General features: G+C 59.3%; 15 protein-coding genes and 1 tRNA gene. 15 read left to right on the plus strand and 1 reads right to left on the minus strand.

Features of this window, described 5'->3' with window-relative positions; all coding sequences use genetic code 11:
- The 11 genes from ACIPSK_RS32700 to rpoC all read left to right on the plus strand — a co-directional run.
- The coding region (locus ACIPSK_RS32700) for an EF-Tu C-terminal domain-related protein (protein WP_446533132.1) at positions 1–152 on the plus strand (152 nt) is incomplete at its 5' end.
- Between the two features lie 508 nt (positions 153–660).
- Positions 661–1,554 carry an NAD-dependent epimerase/dehydratase family protein gene (locus ACIPSK_RS32705; RefSeq protein ID WP_162117275.1) on the plus strand — a complete coding sequence of 298 codons (894 nt, stop codon included), beginning with the start codon at positions 661–663 and terminating at the stop codon, positions 1,552–1,554.
- A 167-nt stretch (positions 1,555–1,721) separates the two neighbouring features.
- Positions 1,722–1,797, plus strand: a tRNA-Trp gene (locus tag ACIPSK_RS32710).
- Between the two features lie 195 nt (positions 1,798–1,992).
- Positions 1,993–2,193: a preprotein translocase subunit SecE gene (gene secE / locus ACIPSK_RS32715; protein ID WP_003547514.1), complete on the plus strand. Its 201-nt coding sequence runs from the start codon at positions 1,993–1,995 to the stop codon at positions 2,191–2,193.
- A gap of 17 nt (positions 2,194–2,210) precedes the next feature.
- Positions 2,211–2,741: a transcription termination/antitermination protein NusG gene (gene nusG / locus ACIPSK_RS32720; RefSeq protein WP_003547516.1), complete on the plus strand. Its 531-nt coding sequence runs from the start codon at positions 2,211–2,213 to the stop codon at positions 2,739–2,741.
- 176 nt (positions 2,742–2,917) lie between these two features.
- On the plus strand, positions 2,918–3,349 hold the full coding sequence (gene rplK / locus ACIPSK_RS32725) for a 50S ribosomal protein L11 (protein WP_003547518.1): 432 nt from the start codon (positions 2,918–2,920) through the stop codon (positions 3,347–3,349).
- Positions 3,350–3,353: 4 nt separating this feature from the next.
- Positions 3,354–4,055: a 50S ribosomal protein L1 gene (rplA, locus tag ACIPSK_RS32730; protein ID WP_017963901.1), complete on the plus strand. Its 702-nt coding sequence runs from the start codon at positions 3,354–3,356 to the stop codon at positions 4,053–4,055.
- A gap of 328 nt (positions 4,056–4,383) precedes the next feature.
- Positions 4,384–4,902, plus strand: coding sequence for a 50S ribosomal protein L10 (rplJ, locus tag ACIPSK_RS32735; protein WP_003547522.1), 519 nt, complete (start codon positions 4,384–4,386; stop codon positions 4,900–4,902).
- Between the two features lie 58 nt (positions 4,903–4,960).
- Positions 4,961–5,338 carry a 50S ribosomal protein L7/L12 gene (rplL, locus tag ACIPSK_RS32740; RefSeq protein WP_017963902.1) on the plus strand — a complete coding sequence of 126 codons (378 nt, stop codon included), beginning with the start codon at positions 4,961–4,963 and terminating at the stop codon, positions 5,336–5,338.
- Positions 5,339–5,601: 263 nt separating this feature from the next.
- Positions 5,602–9,741, plus strand: coding sequence for a DNA-directed RNA polymerase subunit beta (gene rpoB / locus ACIPSK_RS32745; protein WP_446533131.1), 4,140 nt, complete (start codon positions 5,602–5,604; stop codon positions 9,739–9,741).
- Positions 9,742–9,931: 190 nt separating this feature from the next.
- Entirely contained in the window at positions 9,932–14,140 is a 4,209-nt protein-coding gene (gene rpoC, locus ACIPSK_RS32750) for a DNA-directed RNA polymerase subunit beta' (protein ID WP_018068031.1), read from the plus strand.
- A 142-nt stretch (positions 14,141–14,282) separates the two neighbouring features.
- Here the strand turns inward: rpoC and ACIPSK_RS32755 are convergent, their stop codons facing one another.
- Positions 14,283–14,576: a hypothetical protein gene (locus ACIPSK_RS32755; protein WP_003547528.1), complete on the minus strand. Its 294-nt coding sequence runs from the start codon at positions 14,574–14,576 to the stop codon at positions 14,283–14,285.
- Between the two features lie 497 nt (positions 14,577–15,073).
- On the opposite strand from ACIPSK_RS32755, the gene rpsL reads away from it, so the two are divergent.
- From rpsL to ACIPSK_RS32775, 4 genes are all read left to right on the plus strand, one after another.
- Positions 15,074–15,445, plus strand: a complete 372-nt coding sequence (gene rpsL, locus ACIPSK_RS32760) for a 30S ribosomal protein S12 (protein ID WP_003547537.1) — start codon at positions 15,074–15,076, stop codon at positions 15,443–15,445.
- Positions 15,446–15,522: 77 nt separating this feature from the next.
- On the plus strand, positions 15,523–15,993 hold the full coding sequence (rpsG, locus tag ACIPSK_RS32765) for a 30S ribosomal protein S7 (protein WP_003547538.1): 471 nt from the start codon (positions 15,523–15,525) through the stop codon (positions 15,991–15,993).
- A 29-nt stretch (positions 15,994–16,022) separates the two neighbouring features.
- Positions 16,023–18,122 carry an elongation factor G gene (fusA, locus tag ACIPSK_RS32770; protein WP_162119330.1) on the plus strand — a complete coding sequence of 700 codons (2,100 nt, stop codon included), beginning with the start codon at positions 16,023–16,025 and terminating at the stop codon, positions 18,120–18,122.
- Positions 18,123–18,190: 68 nt separating this feature from the next.
- On the plus strand, positions 18,191–18,504 hold a 314-nt coding region (locus tag ACIPSK_RS32775), incomplete at its 3' end, for a GTP-binding protein (protein ID WP_446532968.1).

An 18,504-nucleotide genomic window follows, 5' to 3' on the forward strand; every position in this document is an offset into this window, starting at 1 on the left:
CGGAAGGCACCGAGATGGTGATGCCGGGCGACAACGTCACGGTATCGGTCGAGCTGATCGTTCCGATCGCGATGGAAGAAAAGCTGCGCTTCGCCATCCGCGAAGGCGGCCGCACCGTCGGCGCCGGTATCGTCGCCTCGATCGTCGAGTAACTTTCGAGTTATCCGCAATTATGAAGACCCCGCTGGAAACAGCGGGGTTTTTGATTTTCATGGCTTCTTGTAGGTTTAACAGGTGTTGTAAAAATATCGTTAAATATGCCTGTCACAGTATTTTGTTCATCTCACGTTCAGAAACCGGTTTGTGATTGGATCATTTTAGTCCAGACTCCTCCTTGCAAAGAGGAGAGCCCGGATGATTCCTAAGGCCACATTCGCTGCGACGATATTCGCGATGTATGTTTTTACGATGTTTTTCATCGCTGCAATTCCGCAAGAGGTTGTTCAGTCAGCCGGAGTGCAGATCGACGAGGTAAGTGTCGTCAAGTAGCGACCCTTACAGGCCATCGCAGGGTTCTGCGGTGACCGGAAATGATTGGCCAGGTGCTCCCGGATAGGATGCTCCTGGCGACGCGGGGGTGAACCCCTGCCGGACGCTCGCTTGCTCTTCGCGCGGAAGCGTCTATCTATGCCTCCGATTTCATGACGCGGAGGATATTCCATGAAGAGACGTATTCTGTTCACGGGCGGTTCGGGCAAGGCAGGTCGCCATGCTGTGCCATGGCTCGTCAAATCAGGTTACGAGGTTCACAACCTCGATCTCGTGCCGCTGGATAGCCCCGGCGTCACCAATCTCATCGCCGACATCACCAATAGCGGTCAGGTCTTCAACGCGCTTTCGATGCATCGCGATTTTCCCGATCTCGACGCGGGCAGGGGCGTGCAGCCCTTCGACGCCGTCGTGCATTTCGCCGCCATCCCGCGCATCCTGATCAAGCCCGACAACGAAACCTTCCGCATCAACACGATGGGCACCTATAATGTCATCGAGGCGGCGGTGAAGCTCGGCATCCGGAAGATTATCGTGGCGTCGAGCGAGACGACTTATGGAGTCTGCTTTGCCGAAGGCCATCGCGATTTCCACCAGTTCCCGCTGGAGGAGGACTACGACGTCAATCCGATGGATTCCTACGGCCTTTCGAAGGTGGTCAATGAAAAGACGGCGCGCGCCTTTGCCGAACGTTCGGGCTTCGACATCTATGCGCTGCGCATCGGCAACGTCATCGAGCCTGACGAATACGAGAAGTTCCCGACCTATTTCGCCCATCCCGAGATGCGCAAGCGTATCGCCTGGAGCTATATCGACGCCCGCGACCTCGGGCAGATCTGCCATCTTTGCGTCGAGAAGGACGGTCTCGGCTACCAGGTGTTCAATGCCGCCAACGACACCGTCTCGGCCAATACGCCATCGAAGGAGCTCGCAAAGCGATTCTTCCCGAACGTGCCCTTCACCCGCGAGATCGGCGAATATGAGGGCCTGCTCTCCAACCGCAAGATCCGCGAGGTGCTGGGCTTTAAGGAAGAGCACGATTGGCGGAAATATGTGAAGGTCTGAACCGACCTTGGTCGCCGATTGAAAAGCCGATCGTTCGCATATCAGGAGAATGGCTTTGAAAATCGAAAATCGTGCTTGCCAATCCCTTGTCGCCGTCTTAAAGGGAGCGCCATGCTTTTCAGCAGCGATTTGCGGGCCTTGGCTCAGGCGCTGAATGATCGGTATGAAGGGGTATAGCTCAGTTGGTAGAGCGGCGGTCTCCAAAACCGCAGGTCGTAGGTTCGAGCCCTACTGCCCCTGCCATTTTCCTGGATGCGGGACGGCGCGCACATGCTCGCGGCATTTCCGGCCGGGGATTGATTGGTGGTAAGTAATTTCGTTAAACTTCGGTTTCCCTCTTGTGTATTCGGAAATCGGTGTTTATTTAGGGTTCAACAGACACGCGGTGCGTGGGGCTGATAGTTTCAGCTTTACGCGCCGTAATTGCGTGGGCAGTCGATGGCATCCAAATCCAATCCGTTTGCGTTTCTGCAGCAGGTTCGCTCCGAGACGTCGAAAGTTACATGGCCGTCGCGCCGCGAGACCATGATCTCGACGGTCATGGTGCTGGTGATGGTGGTTTTCGCCGCGCTGTTTTTCTTTGCCGCTGACCAGCTGATCGGCTGGGCTCTGAGCTTCGTGCTGAATACCGGCAACTGATACGGGTGGAGATGAAAATGGCGGCACGTTGGTACATCGTCCACGCATATTCCAATTTTGAAAAAAAGGTGGCTGAAGACATCGAGAACAAGGCTCGCCAGAAAGGGCTTGAGCACCTGTTCGAGAAGATCCTCGTGCCGACCGAAAAGGTGGTGGAAGTGCGTCGCGGTCGCAAGGTCGATTCCGAGCGCAAGTTTTTCCCGGGCTATGTCATGGTTCGTGCCAATCTGACGGACGAAGCCTACCATCTGATCAAGAATACGCCGAAGGTCACAGGTTTCCTCGGCTCCGACAATAAGCCCGTTCCGATTCCGGATTATGAAGCCGAGCGCATTCTCGGCCAGGTCCAGGAAGGTGTCGAGCGGCCGAAGGCCTCCATTACCTTCGAGATCGGCGAGCAGGTCCGCGTTTCCGACGGCCCGTTCGCTTCGTTCAACGGCACGGTTCAGGATGTGGACGAAGAGCGTTCGCGCCTGAAGGTGGAAGTGTCGATCTTCGGCCGAGCGACGCCAGTCGAGCTGGAATACGCTCAGGTCGAGAAGGTCTGATTGCAGAAATTGGAGGCTGGCTCTTGCGGCCTGTTTCCTGCGGACGTTGTCCGCACCCGCGTGGAAGGTGAGGGGTCTTAGCCGGACCCTAATGATCCGCACCACGCAACCGCAGCCGCCGGAGAGATCCGGCATCACGGGCCGGGCGACCGGCCGTTCATGAAAGGCAGAGAGATATGGCTAAGAAAGTTGCAGGCCAGCTCAAGCTTCAGGTCAAGGCAGGATCGGCAAACCCGTCCCCGCCGATTGGTCCGGCGCTTGGTCAGCGTGGCATTAACATCATGGAATTCTGCAAGGCGTTCAATGCCGCCACGCAGGAAATGGAAAAGGGCATGCCGATCCCGGTCGTCATCACCTATTACCAGGACAAGTCCTTCACCTTCGCGATGAAGCAGCCGCCGGTCAGCTACTGGCTGAAGAAGGAAGCGAAGATCACATCCGGTTCCAAGACGCCCGGCAAGGGCGCCAAGGCCGGCTCCCTCACCAAGGCTCAGATCAAGTCGATCGCAGAAGCCAAGATGAAGGATCTGAACGCAGCGGATATCGAAGGTGCAATGGCGATGATCGAGGGCTCCGCCCGCGCCATGGGCCTGGAAGTGGTGGGTTAAGATCATGGCTGGTAAGCGCACGCAGAAGATCAACGAAGGTGTTGATCCCACCAAGCTCTACGCTCTGACCCTGGCCATCGGCATGGTCAAGGAACGGGCTGTCGCCAAGTTCGACGAAACCATCGAAGTCTCGATGAACCTCGGCGTCGACCCGCGCCATGCGGACCAGATGGTTCGCGGCGTCGTCAACCTGCCGAATGGCACGGGCCGTACGGTTCGCGTTGCCGTCTTCGCTCGTGGCGCCAAGGCTGACGAAGCCAAGGCCGCTGGTGCCGATATCGTTGGTGCCGAAGACCTCGTCGAAATCGTCCAGGGCGGCAAGATCGAATTCGATCGCTGCATTGCCACCCCCGATATGATGCCGCTCGTCGGCCGTCTCGGTAAGGTTCTCGGCCCCCGCGGCATGATGCCGAACCCGAAGGTCGGCACCGTTACGATGGATGTCGCTGGTGCCGTCAAGGCTTCCAAGGGCGGCGCTGTCGAGTTCCGCGTCGAGAAGGCTGGCATCGTCCATGCCGGTATCGGCAAGGCCTCTTTCGAAGCCAAGGCTCTGGAAGAAAACATCCGCGCCTTTGCCGACGCCGTCATCAAGGCGAAGCCGGCTGGCGCCAAGGGCAACTACGTCAAGCGCGTGGCGATTTCGTCGACCATGGGCCCGGGCGTCAAGATCGAGCCCGGCTCGGTCACCGGAGCGCCGACCGCATAAGTTTATGCCGGGCTTCAAGTCCGGCGACTGAATTTCCGGCCTCGCAAGGGGCCGGAATATTCCGGAGAAATCCGGAATCCTGTCCGAGATTGCAGGTGGTTTTCCCTTAATCACTTAGCCTGCATGAGACGGGTAAGACCCGAATTGCAAGAAGTTCGCTTCTAGGAACTCGGTTCGAGCCTTGGATGCCTTGTGCCTCTTTAGCCTTGATTGGCGCGAGAGCGCGGGGGGACAGGATCCTCAAGCGTCGCTTGGGATCTCGCTTGATCCCAGGAGGCAAAAGGCAACCGGCGGGCCCATTTTCGGTCCCGCCAACTGGAGATAGGCAGTGGAAAGAGCGGAAAAACGCGAATTCGTCACGGAACTGAACGAAGTCTTCAAGGCTTCGGGCTCAGTTGTCGTGGCCCACTATGCTGGTGCCACAGTCGCGCAGATGAACGATTTTCGTTCGAAGATGCGCGCAGCTGGCGGCACCGTCAAAGTCGCGAAGAACCGCCTGGCCAAGATTGCCCTTCAGGGTACGGAAGCGGAAGGGATGTCCAATCTCTTCAAGGGTCAGACGCTGATTGCATACAGCACCGATCCGATCACCGCTCCGAAGGTCGTCATGGATTTCGCCAAGACCAATGACAAGATCATTGTTCTGGGCGGCGCCATGGGAACAACCACGCTCAACGCCGATGCAGTCAAGTCGCTTGCGACCCTGCCTTCGCTCGATGAGTTGCGTGCGAAGCTGCTGGGCATGATCCAGACACCGGCTACCCGCATCGCTGGGGTTGTTGCAGCACCGGCAAGCCAGCTTGCTCGCGTGTTTGCGGCCTACGCCAAGAAGGACGAAGCCGCGTAAGGCGGTTTTTCGCTGTTTATAATCAACCGGTTCGAACCGAACAAAAGGAACTAGTAAAATGGCTGATCTCGCAAAGATCGTTGACGACCTCTCCTCGCTGACCGTTCTGGAAGCTGCAGAACTGTCGAAGCTTCTCGAAGAAAAGTGGGGCGTTTCCGCCGCTGCTCCGGTAGCTGTTGCTGCCGTTGGTGGCGGTGCTGCTGCTGCTGTCGTTGAAGAAGAAAAGACCGAATTCGACGTCATCCTCACGGATGTCGGCGCCAACAAGATCAACGTCATCAAGGAAGTCCGCGCCATCACCGGTCTCGGCCTCAAGGAAGCCAAGGATCTCGTTGAAGCCGCTCCGAAGGCTGTCAAGGAAGGCGTCAACAAGGCTGAAGCCGCTGACATCAAGAAGAAGCTTGAAGACGCTGGCGCCAAGGCCGACGTCAAGTAATCTTGAACTGCTTTTGGGAGGCAGTATTTCTACTGCCTCCCATTTGCCGTTTTTCTGAACGAATTACCCAAAAGCCGCGTCGAAACGGCTTTTGGGTAATGGGTTCTTCAAAAGGATGGTCTCCCACCGAGGGCAGCACAGCAATCCGAGCTGAGCGTTTTCCGGGGTCGGACGAGATTGAACTACTCATTGATTGACGGGACCGACTGGCCATCGGTTCCCGTCCGTTGCAGGCCCGGGTGCAAGATTTTGAAGGAGCGACGATGGCTCAGACCCTTTCGTTCAACGGTCGCAGGCGCGTACGCAAGTTTTTTGGTAAGATCCCCGAAGTCGCAGAAATGCCGAACCTCATCGAGGTTCAGAAGGCGTCCTACGACCAGTTTCTGATGGTTGAAGAGCCGAAGGGCGGCCGGCCCGACGAGGGCCTTCAGGCCGTCTTCAAGTCGGTTTTCCCGATCACCGATTTCTCCGGCGCATCGATGCTGGAATTCGTGTCCTACGAATTCGAACCGCCGAAGTTCGACGTTGACGAATGCCGTCAGCGCGACCTGACCTATGCGGCGCCGCTGAAGGTGACTCTGCGCCTCATCGTGTTCGATATCGACGAGGATACCGGCGCGAAGTCGATCAAGGACATCAAGGAACAGTCCGTCTACATGGGCGACATGCCGCTCATGACCAACAACGGCACGTTCATCGTCAACGGCACCGAGCGCGTCATCGTTTCCCAGATGCACCGTTCGCCGGGCGTCTTCTTCGACCACGACAAGGGCAAGAGCCATTCGTCCGGCAAGCTGCTCTTTGCTGCGCGCGTCATCCCTTATCGCGGTTCCTGGCTCGATATCGAATTCGACGCCAAGGACATCGTCTACGCCCGTATCGACCGCCGCCGCAAGATCCCTGTCACGTCGCTGCTGATGGCGCTCGGCATGGACGGCGAGGAAATCCTCGACACTTTCTACACGAAGTCGCTCTACAAGCGCGACGGCGAAGGCTGGCGTATTCCCTTCAAGCCGGAAACGCTGAAGGGTGCCAAGGCGATCACCGAGATGGTCGACGCCGATACCGGCGAAGTCGTCGTGGAAGCCGGCAAGAAGCTGACCCCGCGCCTGCTGCGCCAGCTTTCCGACAAGGGCCTGAAGGCACTCAAGGCCGCCGACGACGATCTTTACGGCAACTACCTCGCCGGCGACATCGTCAACTACTCGACGGGTGAAATCTACCTCGAGGCTGGCGACGAAATCGACGAGAAGACGCTTGGCATCATCCTGGCGTACGGCTTCGACGAGATCCCGGTTCTCGGCATCGACCACATCAATGTCGGCGCCTATATCCGCAACACACTGACAGCCGACAAGAACGAGAACCGTCAGGACGCTCTGTTCGACATCTACCGCGTCATGCGTCCGGGTGAGCCGCCGACCATGGAATCGGCCGAAGCCATGTTCAACTCGCTGTTCTTCGATGCGGAGCGTTACGACCTCTCCGCCGTCGGCCGCGTCAAGATGAACATGCGCCTCGACCTGACCGTCGAAGACACCGTCCGCATCCTGCGCAAGGACGACATCCTGGCCGTGGTCAGGATGCTGGTCGAACTGCGCGATGGCAAGGGTGAGATCGACGACATCGACAACCTCGGCAACCGCCGCGTCCGTTCGGTCGGCGAGCTGATGGAAAACCAGTACCGTCTCGGCCTGCTGCGTATGGAGCGCGCGATCAAGGAACGTATGTCCTCGATCGAGATCGACACGGTCATGCCGCAGGATCTGATCAACGCCAAGCCGGCAGCCGCCGCCGTGCGCGAATTCTTCGGTTCCTCGCAGCTCTCGCAGTTCATGGACCAGGTCAACCCGCTCTCGGAAATCACCCACAAGCGCCGTCTTTCGGCTCTTGGCCCGGGCGGCCTGACCCGTGAGCGCGCCGGCTTCGAAGTCCGCGACGTGCATCCGACCCACTATGGCCGCATTTGCCCGATCGAAACGCCGGAAGGCCCGAACATCGGTCTGATCAACTCGCTTGCGACCTTTGCCCGCGTCAACAAGTACGGCTTCATCGAAAGCCCGTACCGCCGAATCGTCGACGGCAAGGTGACGAGCGACGTGCTCTACCTCTCCGCCATGGAAGAGGCGAAGTACTACGTCGCCCAGGCCAACGCCGAGATGAACGCTGACGGGTCCTTCGTCGACGAATTCGTCGTCTGCCGTCATGCCGGTGAAGTTATGCTCGCTCCGCGCGACAGCATGAACCTGATGGACGTCTCGCCGAAGCAGGTTGTTTCTGTCGCAGCCGCGCTCATCCCGTTCCTGGAAAACGACGACGCCAACCGCGCGCTGATGGGCTCGAACATGCAGCGTCAGGCAGTGCCGCTGCTGCGTGCCGAAGCTCCGTTCGTCGGGACCGGCATGGAGCCGGTCGTCGCCCGTGACTCGGGTGCTGCCATCGGCGCCCGCCGTGGCGGCGTGGTCGACCAGGTCGACGCGACGCGTATCGTTATCCGGGCCACGGAAGATCTCGAAGCCGGCAAGTCCGGCGTCGATATCTACCGTCTGCAGAAGTTCCAGCGTTCGAACCAGAACACCTGCGTCAACCAGCGCCCGCTGGTCACCGTCGGTGACGAGGTCAACCGCGGCGACATCCTCGCCGACGGCCCATCGACCGATCTCGGCGACCTGGCGCTCGGCCGCAACGCGCTCGTCGCGTTCATGCCCTGGAACGGCTACAATTACGAAGACTCGATCCTGCTCTCCGAGCGTATCGTTGCCGACGACGTGTTCACCTCCATTCACATCGAGGAATTCGAAGTGATGGCACGCGACACCAAGCTTGGTCCTGAGGAAATCACCCGCGATATTCCGAACGTTTCGGAAGAAGCGCTGAAAAACCTCGACGAAGCCGGCATCGTCTATATCGGCGCCGAAGTTCAGCCGGGCGATATCCTCGTTGGCAAGATCACGCCGAAGGGCGAAAGCCCGATGACGCCGGAAGAAAAGCTTCTGCGCGCCATCTTCGGCGAAAAGGCCTCCGACGTGCGCGACACCTCCATGCGCATGCCGCCCGGCACCTACGGCACCATCGTCGAAGTTCGCGTCTTCAACCGCCACGGCGTTGAAAAGGACGAGCGCGCGATGGCGATCGAGCGCGAAGAGATCGAGCGTCTGGCAAAGGACCGTGACGACGAGCAGGCGATCCTCGACCGTAACGTCTACGGCCGTCTGATCGAGATGCTGCGCGGCCAGGCCTCTATTGCTGGCCCGAAGGGCTTCAAGAAGGGCAGCGAGCTTTCGAACGCCGTCGTCTCCGAATATCCCCGCTCGCAGTGGTGGATGTTTGCAGTCGAAGACGAAAAGGTTCAGAGCGAGCTCGAAGCGCTCCGTGGTCAGTACGACGAATCCAAGTCGCGCCTTGAACAGCGCTTCATGGACAAGGTCGAAAAGGTCCAGCGCGGCGATGAAATGCCCCCTGGCGTCATGAAGATGGTCAAGGTCTTCGTCGCCGTAAAGCGCAAGATCCAGCCGGGCGACAAGATGGCCGGCCGTCACGGGAACAAGGGCGTCGTGTCGCGCATTGTGCCTGTCGAGGACATGCCGTTCCTTGAAGACGGCACGCATGTTGACGTCGTTCTGAACCCGCTCGGCGTGCCTTCGCGTATGAACGTCGGTCAGATCTTGGAAACGCACCTGGGCTGGGCTTGCGCCGGCATGGGTCGTCAGATCGGCGAACTGATCGAAGCGTATAAGGCCAATGGCAACATCGAGCCGCTACGCAAGACGATCGGCGATGTCGTCGGCGACGGTCCGAAGGCCGAACAGGTCCAGGATTTCGATGACGACTCCGTTCTGCGTCTCGCCGATCAATGGAAGCGCGGCGTTTCGATTGCGACGCCGGTCTTCGACGGCGCTCATGAGGGTGATGTCAACGACATGCTGCGTCTGGCAGGCCTCAAGGATACGGGACAGTCGACGCTCTATGACGGTCGTACCGGCGAGCAGTTCGACCGCCAGGTAACTGTGGGCTACATCTACATGCTGAAGCTCAACCACCTGGTCGACGACAAGATCCATGCTCGTTCGATCGGTCCTTACTCGCTCGTGACCCAGCAGCCGCTGGGCGGCAAGGCGCAGTTCGGCGGCCAGCGCTTCGGCGAAATGGAAGTCTGGGCGCTCGAAGCATACGGCGCAGCCTACACGCTGCAGGAAATGCTGACGGTGAAGTCGGACGACGTCGCCGGCCGCACCAAGGTCTACGAAGCCATCGTCCGCGGCGACGACACGTTCGAAGCCGGTATTCCGGAAAGCTTCAACGTTCTCGTCAAGGAAATGCGCTCTCTGGGCCTCAGCGTCGAGCTCGAGAACACCAAGCTTGACGAGGCGCAGGCAGCTCAGCTGCCCGATGCGGCCGAGTAAGCACTTGATAGGGCGTGCGCTGCCAATGCGGCGCACGCCGGTCCCGCCGGGCGCCGTATCCGTGTCGGCCCGGAAGGGAAGTTTCGCCGCATCCAGCGGTTATTCTCGTTTAAGCGAGGGAGGCGGCTCCCGGGAATTTGCCGCCGACCATCGCATTTTGAGGGCGCTTTAGCCCATGAAGGAGACAGGCATGAACCAAGAGGTCATGAATCTTTTCAATCCGCAGGTGCCTGCACAGAATTTCGATTCAATTCGGATTTCGATCGCGTCTCCGGAGAAGATCCTCTCCTGGTCTTACGGTGAGATCAAGAAGCCGGAAACCATCAACTACCGTACGTTCAAGCCGGAACGCGACGGTCTGTTCTGCGCGCGCATCTTCGGGCCGATCAAGGACTACGAATGCTTGTGCGGCAAGTACAAGCGTATGAAGTACAAGGGCATCATCTGCGAAAAGTGCGGCGTCGAAGTCACGCTGTCGCGCGTTCGCCGTGAGCGCATGGGCCATATCGAGCTCGCAGCTCCCGTTGCCCACATCTGGTTCCTGAAGTCGCTGCCGAGCCGCATTTCGACGCTGCTCGACATGACGCTGAAGGATGTCGAGCGCGTCCTCTACTTCGAAAACTACATCGTCACCGAGCCGGGCCTGACCGCCTTGAAGGAGCACCAGCTCCTCTCGGAAGAAGAGTACATGCTCGCTGTCGACGAATACGGCGAAGACCAGTTCACCGCGATGATCGGCGCTGAGGCGATCTACGAGATGCTGGCCTCGATGAACCTCGAAAAGATCGCTGGCGACCTGCGCGCAGAGCTGGCCGACACCACGTCGGATCTCAAGCAGAAGAAGCTGATGAAGCGCCTGAAGATCGTCGAGAACTTCATGGAGTCGGGCAACCGCCCGGAATGGATGATCATGAAGGTCGTTCCGGTCATCCCGCCGGATCTGCGCCCGCTGGTTCCGCTCGACGGCGGCCGGTTCGCGACGTCGGATCTGAACGATCTCTACCGTCGTGTCATCAACCGTAACAACCGTCTGAAGCGCCTGATCGAGCTTCGTGCGCCTGGTATCATCATCCGCAACGAAAAGCGCATGCTGCAGGAATCCGTTGATGCGCTGTTCGACAACGGCCGTCGCGGCCGTGTCATTACCGGCGCCAACAAGCGTCCGCTGAAGTCGCTCTCCGACATGCTGAAGGGCAAGCAGGGCCGCTTCCGTCAGAACCTGCTCGGCAAGCGCGTCGACTATTCCGGCCGTTCGGTTATCGTCACCGGTCCGGAACTGAAGCTGCATCAGTGCGGCCTGCCGAAGAAGATGGCGCTCGAGCTCTTCAAGCCGTTCATCTATGCCCGCCTCGACGCCAAGGGTTACTCCTCGACCGTCAAGCAGGCCAAGAAGCTGGTCGAGAAGGAAAAGCCCGAAGTCTGGGATATCCTCGACGAGGTCATCCGCGAGCATCCGGTTCTCTTGAACCGCGCACCGACGCTGCATCGCCTGGGCATCCAGGCCTTCGAACCTATCCTGGTCGAAGGCAAGGCAATCCAGCTGCATCCGCTCGTCTGCACGGCCTTCAACGCCGACTTCGACGGTGACCAGATGGCTGTTCACGTGCCGTTGTCGCTCGAAGCTCAGCTCGAAGCCCGCGTGCTGATGATGTCGACCAACAACATCCTGCATCCGGCCAACGGCGCGCCGATCATCGTTCCCTCGCAGGACATGGTTCTCGGCCTCTACTATCTGTCGATCCTCAACCAGAACGAGCCGGGCGAAGGCATGGCCTTCTCCGATCTCGGCGAGCTGCATCACGCCCTCGAAAGCAAGGTCGTGACGCTGCACACCAAGATCCGCGGCCGCTTCAAGTCGATCGACGAGGATGGCAAGCCTTACTCGAAGATCTATGAGACGACGCCTGGCCGTCTGCTCATCGGTGAACTGTTGCCGAAGAACGGTAAGGTGCCCTTCGATATCTGCAACCAGGAAATGACCAAGAAGAACATCTCGAAGATGATCGACACGGTCTATCGCCACTGCGGCCAGAAGGACACGGTCATCTTCTGCGACCGCATCATGCAGCTCGGCTTTTCCCATGCCTGCCGCGCCGGCATCTCGTTCGGCAAGGACGACATGGTCATTCCGGATGCCAAGGCCAAGATCGTTGCCGACACCGAAAACCTGGTGAAGGAATACGAGCAGCAATACAATGACGGCCTCATCACCCAGGGCGAGAAGTACAACAAGGTTGTCGACGCCTGGGGCAAGGCGACCGAAAAGGTCGCCGAAGAGATGATGGCCCGCATTAAGGCGGTCGAATTCGACGAGAAGACCGGTCGCCAGAAGCCGATGAACTCGATCTACATGATGAGCCACTCCGGTGCCCGCGGTTCTCCGAACCAGATGCGCCAGCTGGGTGGTATGCGTGGCCTTATGGCCAAGCCGTCGGGCGAAATCATCGAGACGCCGATCATCTCGAACTTCAAGGAAGGCCTGACCGTCAACGAGTATTTCAACTCGACCCACGGCGCCCGCAAGGGTCTGGCAGACACCGCCCTGAAGACCGCCAACTCCGGCTACCTGACCCGCCGTCTCGTCGACGTCGCGCAGGATTGCATCGTCACGCATGTCGATTGCGGAACGCAGACGGGCCTCACCATGACCGCCATCGTCGATGCCGGCCAGGTGGTTGCCTCGATCGGCGCCCGTATCCTCGGCCGCACGGCGCTCGACGACATCGATCATCCGGTCACGGGTGAGCGCATCGTCGATGCCGGCAGGATGATCCTCGAGCCCGACGTCGTCGAAATCGAGAAGGCCGGCATCCAGTCGATCCGCATCCGCTCGGCACTGACCTGCGAAATCCAGACGGGCGTCTGCTCGGTCTGCTACGGCCGCGACCTCGCGCGCGGTACGCCGGTCAATATGGGCGAAGCCGTCGGCGTCATCGCTGCTCAGTCGATCGGCGAGCCGGGTACCCAGCTCACCATGCGTACCTTCCACCTTGGCGGTACGGCAACCGTGGTCGACCAGTCGTTCCTCGAAGCCTCGTACGAAGGTACGGTGCAGATCAAGAACCGCAACATCCTGCGCAATTCCGATGGCAACCTCGTTGCCATGGGCCGCAACATGACCGTCCAGATCCTGGACGAACGTGGTGTCGAGCGGTCGTCGCAGCGTGTGGCCTACGGTTCGAAACTGCATGTCGACGAAGGCGACAAGGTCAAGCGCGGCCAGCGCCTGGCAGAGTGGGACCCCTACACCCGTCCGATGATGACGGAAGTGGCCGGTACCGTTCAGTTTGAAGATCTGGTCGACGGTCTCTCCGTTCTGGAAGCGACCGACGAATCGACCGGCATCACCAAGCGTCAGGTTATCGATTGGCGTTCGACCCCGCGCGGCTCGGACCTCAAGCCGGCGATCGTCATCAAGGATGCTAGCGGCAATATCGCGAAGCTGTCCCGTGGTGGTGACGCCCGCTTCTTCCTCTCGGTCGATGCGATTCTGTCGGTCGAGCCGGGCACGAAGGTCTCCCAGGGTGACGTTCTCGCCCGTTCGCCGCTCGAAAGCGCCAAGACCAAGGACATCACCGGCGGTCTGCCGCGTGTTGCCGAACTGTTCGAAGCCCGCCGTCCGAAGGACCACGCCATCATCGCAGAGATCGATGGTACGATCCGCCTCGGCCGCGACTACAAGAACAAGCGTCGCGTCATCATCGAGCCGGCGGAAGACGGTGTCGAGCCTGTCGAATACCTGATCCCGAAGGGCAAGCCCTTCCACCTTCAGGAAGGCGACTATATCGAAAAGGGTGACTACATCCTCGACGGTAACCCGGCTCCGCACGACATCCTGGCGATTAAGGGTGTGGAGGCTCTGGCCTCCTACCTCGTCAACGAGATCCAGGAAGTCTACCGCCTGCAGGGCGTCGTCATCAACGACAAACACATCGAGGTGATTGTCCGTCAGATGCTGCAGAAGGTGGAAATCACCGATGCAGGCGACTCGACCTATATCGTCGGCGACAATGTCGACCGGATCGAGCTCGAAGACGTCAACGATCACCTGATCGAGCAGGGCAAGAAGCCAGCCTATGGCGATCCGGTTCTTCTCGGCATCACCAAGGCGTCGCTGCAGACCCCGTCCTTCATCTCGGCCGCGTCCTTCCAGGAAACGACGAAGGTGCTGACGGAAGCTGCGATCGCCGGCAAGACCGACGGCCTGCAGGGTCTGAAGGAAAACGTCATCGTTGGCCGCCTCATCCCGGCCGGTACCGGCGGCACCATGACCCAGATCCGCCGCATCGCCACGTCGCGCGACGAGATGATCCTCGAAGAGCGCCGCAAGGGCACGGGTGCTGCCGTCGCCACGCCGATGCTGCAGGACATGGCCGAAAAGGCTCCTGCTGCGGAATAATCCGCGGCTGAAGTCGACGAATTGAAAAACCGCCCGGAGCGATCCGGGCGGTTTCTTTATTTTTAGTTTGCGCTGATTGGGCGGGCGGGGAGGGAGGCTGCTTTCGCTTATGCTGCCTTGACTGCGTAAGCGGCGGCTCCGTTCAGTTGAACCGGATGATCGCGACTTCGCCTTCGACGGCTCCCTGGTAGGCAGAGGCGTGCGGCTCTTCGGCCGGGACCTCGGTCAGCATGCCGATCTGGTCGAGATCGGCCTCGATGAAGCCTTCCTCGGCAAGGGCGTTCAAGGCCTCGCGTACGGCAGTGTCGTCGTCAGGCGCCTTCAGCATGATGTGCAGGTCGATACCTTCGCTGGCGTCGGACTCGTAGCCCTTGCCGATGATGATGAAGATCATCGGGCCGTCGAAATTATTGTCGTTATCAGGTGTCGTGATCATCGCCTGTCCTTCGGCTCTTTGACGATTCGGTCGCTCGAATCCCGCTGTGAGGGCCGAACGTCGCAATTGCTGATTTCTTAACTGCTTTTGCTGCAATGCCCAAGTTTTTATGTTCGAGCACGGCCGTGATTTCGTCTAGAAGGATGAAACAGGGCGTTCGGCCGGCATATCAAGGCGATACGGCGAGTTTATTTCTTAACCGGCCTTGACGAGACGGGTGGAAACCAGTAGTACCCCGGCCATCAGATCCCATGTGAGGCTTGGCTGTTCGGGGCGACTCGCCCTGAAGTTCACCTCAAACAAGGTTCTAAACGCACGTTGAAGTCATGATGCTGCACGCACGACGCATGTTCTATGCGTCCTCTGCTCCTTGTGGTCCATCTGCGGAAGCGGATCGGGCCATATTTTGCGCATTGACGGAAAGCGTACGTCACTGCCGGAGACGGCGCGAGTTCAAGCCCGCAAGGGTACTGAGATAAAACGTAAGGGATGGTTGAATGCCTACCGTAAACCAGCTGATCCGCAAGCCTCGCCAGGCGAACGTAAAGCGTAACAAGGTTCCCGCACTCCAGGAGAACCCGCAGAAGCGCGGCGTTTGCACGCGCGTCTACACGACGACGCCGAAGAAGCCGAACTCGGCTCTGCGTAAGGTCGCAAAGATCCGCCTGACCAACGGCTTCGAAGTCATTGGTTACATCCCCGGCGAAGGTCACAACCTTCAGGAACACTCTGTCGTCATGATCCGTGGCGGCCGCGTCAAGGACCTTCCGGGTGTCCGTTATCATATCATCCGCGGCGTTCTCGATACCCAGGGTGTCAAGAACCGCAAGCAGCGCCGCTCCAAGTACGGCGCGAAGCGTCCGAAGTAATTCGGGTTTTGAATAATCCGGCGCTGCGCGAGGTCCTCCGCGTCATGAAGCGCCTTAACGGTTGAAGAGACAAAAGTATGTCCAGACGTCATAAAGCAGAAAAGCGCGAGATCAATCCGGACCCGAAGTTCGGCGATCTCGTCGTCACCAAGTTCATGAATGCCATCATGCTCGACGGCAAGAAGTCCGTTGCTGAAAACATCGTCTACGGTGCGTTCGACGTTGTCCACGGCAAGTCCAAGCAGGAGCCGCTCACGGTATTCCATTCTGCACTTGAGAACATTGCCCCGCACGTTGAAGTTCGCTCGCGTCGTGTCGGTGGTGCGACCTATCAGGTCCCCGTCGATGTTCGTCCGGAGCGCCGCCAGGCTCTTGCTATTCGCTGGCTGATCGCTGCTGCCCGCAAGCGCAATGAAACGACTATGGTTGACCGCCTTTCCGGCGAGCTGCTCGATGCGTCCAACAACCGCGGCTCCGCCGTCAAGAAGCGCGAAGACACGCACAAGATGGCTGACGCCAACCGCGCGTTCTCGCACTATCGCTGGTAATTCCGAACGGTATCGAAAGGCAGTCCACAATGGCTCGCGAATATAAAATCGAAGACTACCGCAATTTCGGTATCATGGCGCATATCGACGCCGGCAAGACCACGACCACCGAGCGTATTCTTTATTACACCGGCAAGTCGCACAAGATCGGCGAAGTCCACGACGGCGCAGCCACCATGGACTGGATGGAGCAGGAGCAGGAGCGTGGCATCACGATCACCTCTGCTGCCACCACGACCTACTGGAAGGGCCGTGACGGCAAAATGCGCCGCTTCAACATCATCGACACTCCCGGCCACGTCGACTTCACCATTGAAGTCGAGCGTTCGCTGCGCGTTCTCGACGGCGCCATCGCGCTGCTCGACGCTAACGCCGGTGTTGAGCCGCAGACGGAAACCGTCTGGCGTCAGGCCGAGAAGTACAATGTCCCGCGGATGATCTTCTGCAACAAGATGGACAAGACCGGTGCGGACTTCTACCGCTCCGTCGAGATGATCAAGACCCGTCTCGGTGCAACGGCTGTCGTTATGCAGCTGCCGATCGGTGCGGAGACCGAATTCAAGGGCGTCATCGACCTGGTCGAGATGAACGCACTCATCTGGCGCGACGAGTCGCTCGGCGCCCAGTGGGATGTCGTCGAGATCCCCGAGGACATGAAGGCCAAGGCTGAGGAATATCGCGAAAAGCTGATCGAGACGGTCGTCGACATCGACGAAGCCGCCACCGAAGCTTACCTCGAAGGCATTCTGCCGGACAACGATCAGATCCGTGCGCTGGTTCGCCGCGGCACGATCGACGTCAAGTTCCACCCGATGTTCTGCGGCACCGCCTTCAAGAACAAGGGCGTGCAGCCGCTGCTCGACGCCGTCGTCGACTACCTGCCGTCGCCGATGGACATCCCGGCGATCAAGGGCATCGACTTCAAGACGGAAGCCGAAATCGAGCGTCATGCCGACGACAGCGAGCCGCTTTCCATGCTCGCCTTCAAGATCATGAACGACCCCTTCGTTGGTTCGCTGACCTTCGCCCGCATCTACTCCGGCAAGCTCGAAAAGGGCGCGTCGGTCATCAACACGGTCAAGGACAAGCGCGAGCGCGTCGGCCGCATGCTGCAGATGCACTCCAACTCGCGTGAAGACATTGAAGAAGCCTTCGCAGGTGACATCGTGGCTCTCGCCGGCCTCAAGGAAACCACGACGGGCGACACGCTCTGCGATCCGCTGAAGCCGGTTATCCTCGAGCGCATGGAATTCCCGGAGCCGGTCATCCAGATCGCCATCGAGCCGAAGACCAAGGGCGACCAGGAAAAGATGGGCCTTGCGCTCAACCGCCTGGCTGCTGAAGATCCGTCCTTCCGTGTCAAGACCGACCAGGAATCAGGCCAGACCATCATCGCCGGCATGGGCGAGCTGCATCTCGACATCATCGTCGACCGCATGCGTCGTGAATTCAAGGTCGAAGCAACCGTTGGCGCGCCGCAGGTTGCCTACCGTGAAACCATCACCCGGAAGCATGAAGAAGACTACACCCATAAGAAGCAGTCCGGTGGTACCGGCCAGTTCGCGCGCGTCAAGATCGTCTTCGAACCGAACCCGGAAGGCGACGAATTCAAGTTCGAATCCAAGATCGTCGGCGGTTCCGTTCCGAAGGAATACATCCCCGGCGTTCAGAAGGGCATCGAAAGCGTTCTGTCTTCGGGTCCGCTCGCAGGCTTCCCGATGCTCGGCGTCAAGGCAACCCTCATCGATGGCGCCTTCCACGACGTCGACTCTTCGGTTCTCGCCTTCGAAATCGCATCGCGTGCTTGCTTCCGTGAAGCAGCCAAAAAGGCCGGCGCTCAGCTGCTCGAGCCGATGATGAGGGTCGAAGTCGTCACCCCGGAAGATTATGTCGGCGACGTTATCGGCGACCTGAACTCCCGTCGCGGTCAGATCCAGGGCCAGGAAAGCCGCGGTATCGCCGTTGTCATCAATGCGAACGTTCCTCTCGCGAACATGTTCAAGTACGTCGACAACCTGCGCTCCATGTCCCAGGGCCGCGCCCAGTACACGATGACCTTCGATCACTATTCGCCGGTACCGTCGAACGTCGCAACTGAAATCCAGGCAAAGTATTCCGGTCAGAAGTGACCGGAATACCAATTGACCGATAACAAGAATTAGATCCCTTCGGGGACTAGCAAAACGGAGACCCGAAAATGGGAAAGAGTAAGTTTGAGCGCAACAAGCCGCACGTCAACATTGGCACGATTGGCCACGTTGACCACGGCAAGACGTCTCTGACGGCAGCGATCACGAAGTACTTCGGCGAGTACAAGGCGTACGACCAGATCGACGCGGCTCCGGAAGAAAAGGCCCGCGGCATCACGATTTCGACGGCGCACGTCGAGTATGAGACGCCGGCGCGCCACTATGCGCACGTCGACTGCCCCGGCCACGCCGACTACGTCAAGAACATGATCACCGGTGCTGCCCAGATGGACGGCGCGATCCTGGTGTGCTCGGCCGCTGA

The sequence above is a fragment of the Rhizobium sp. LARHSG275 genome (genome assembly GCF_052871115.1).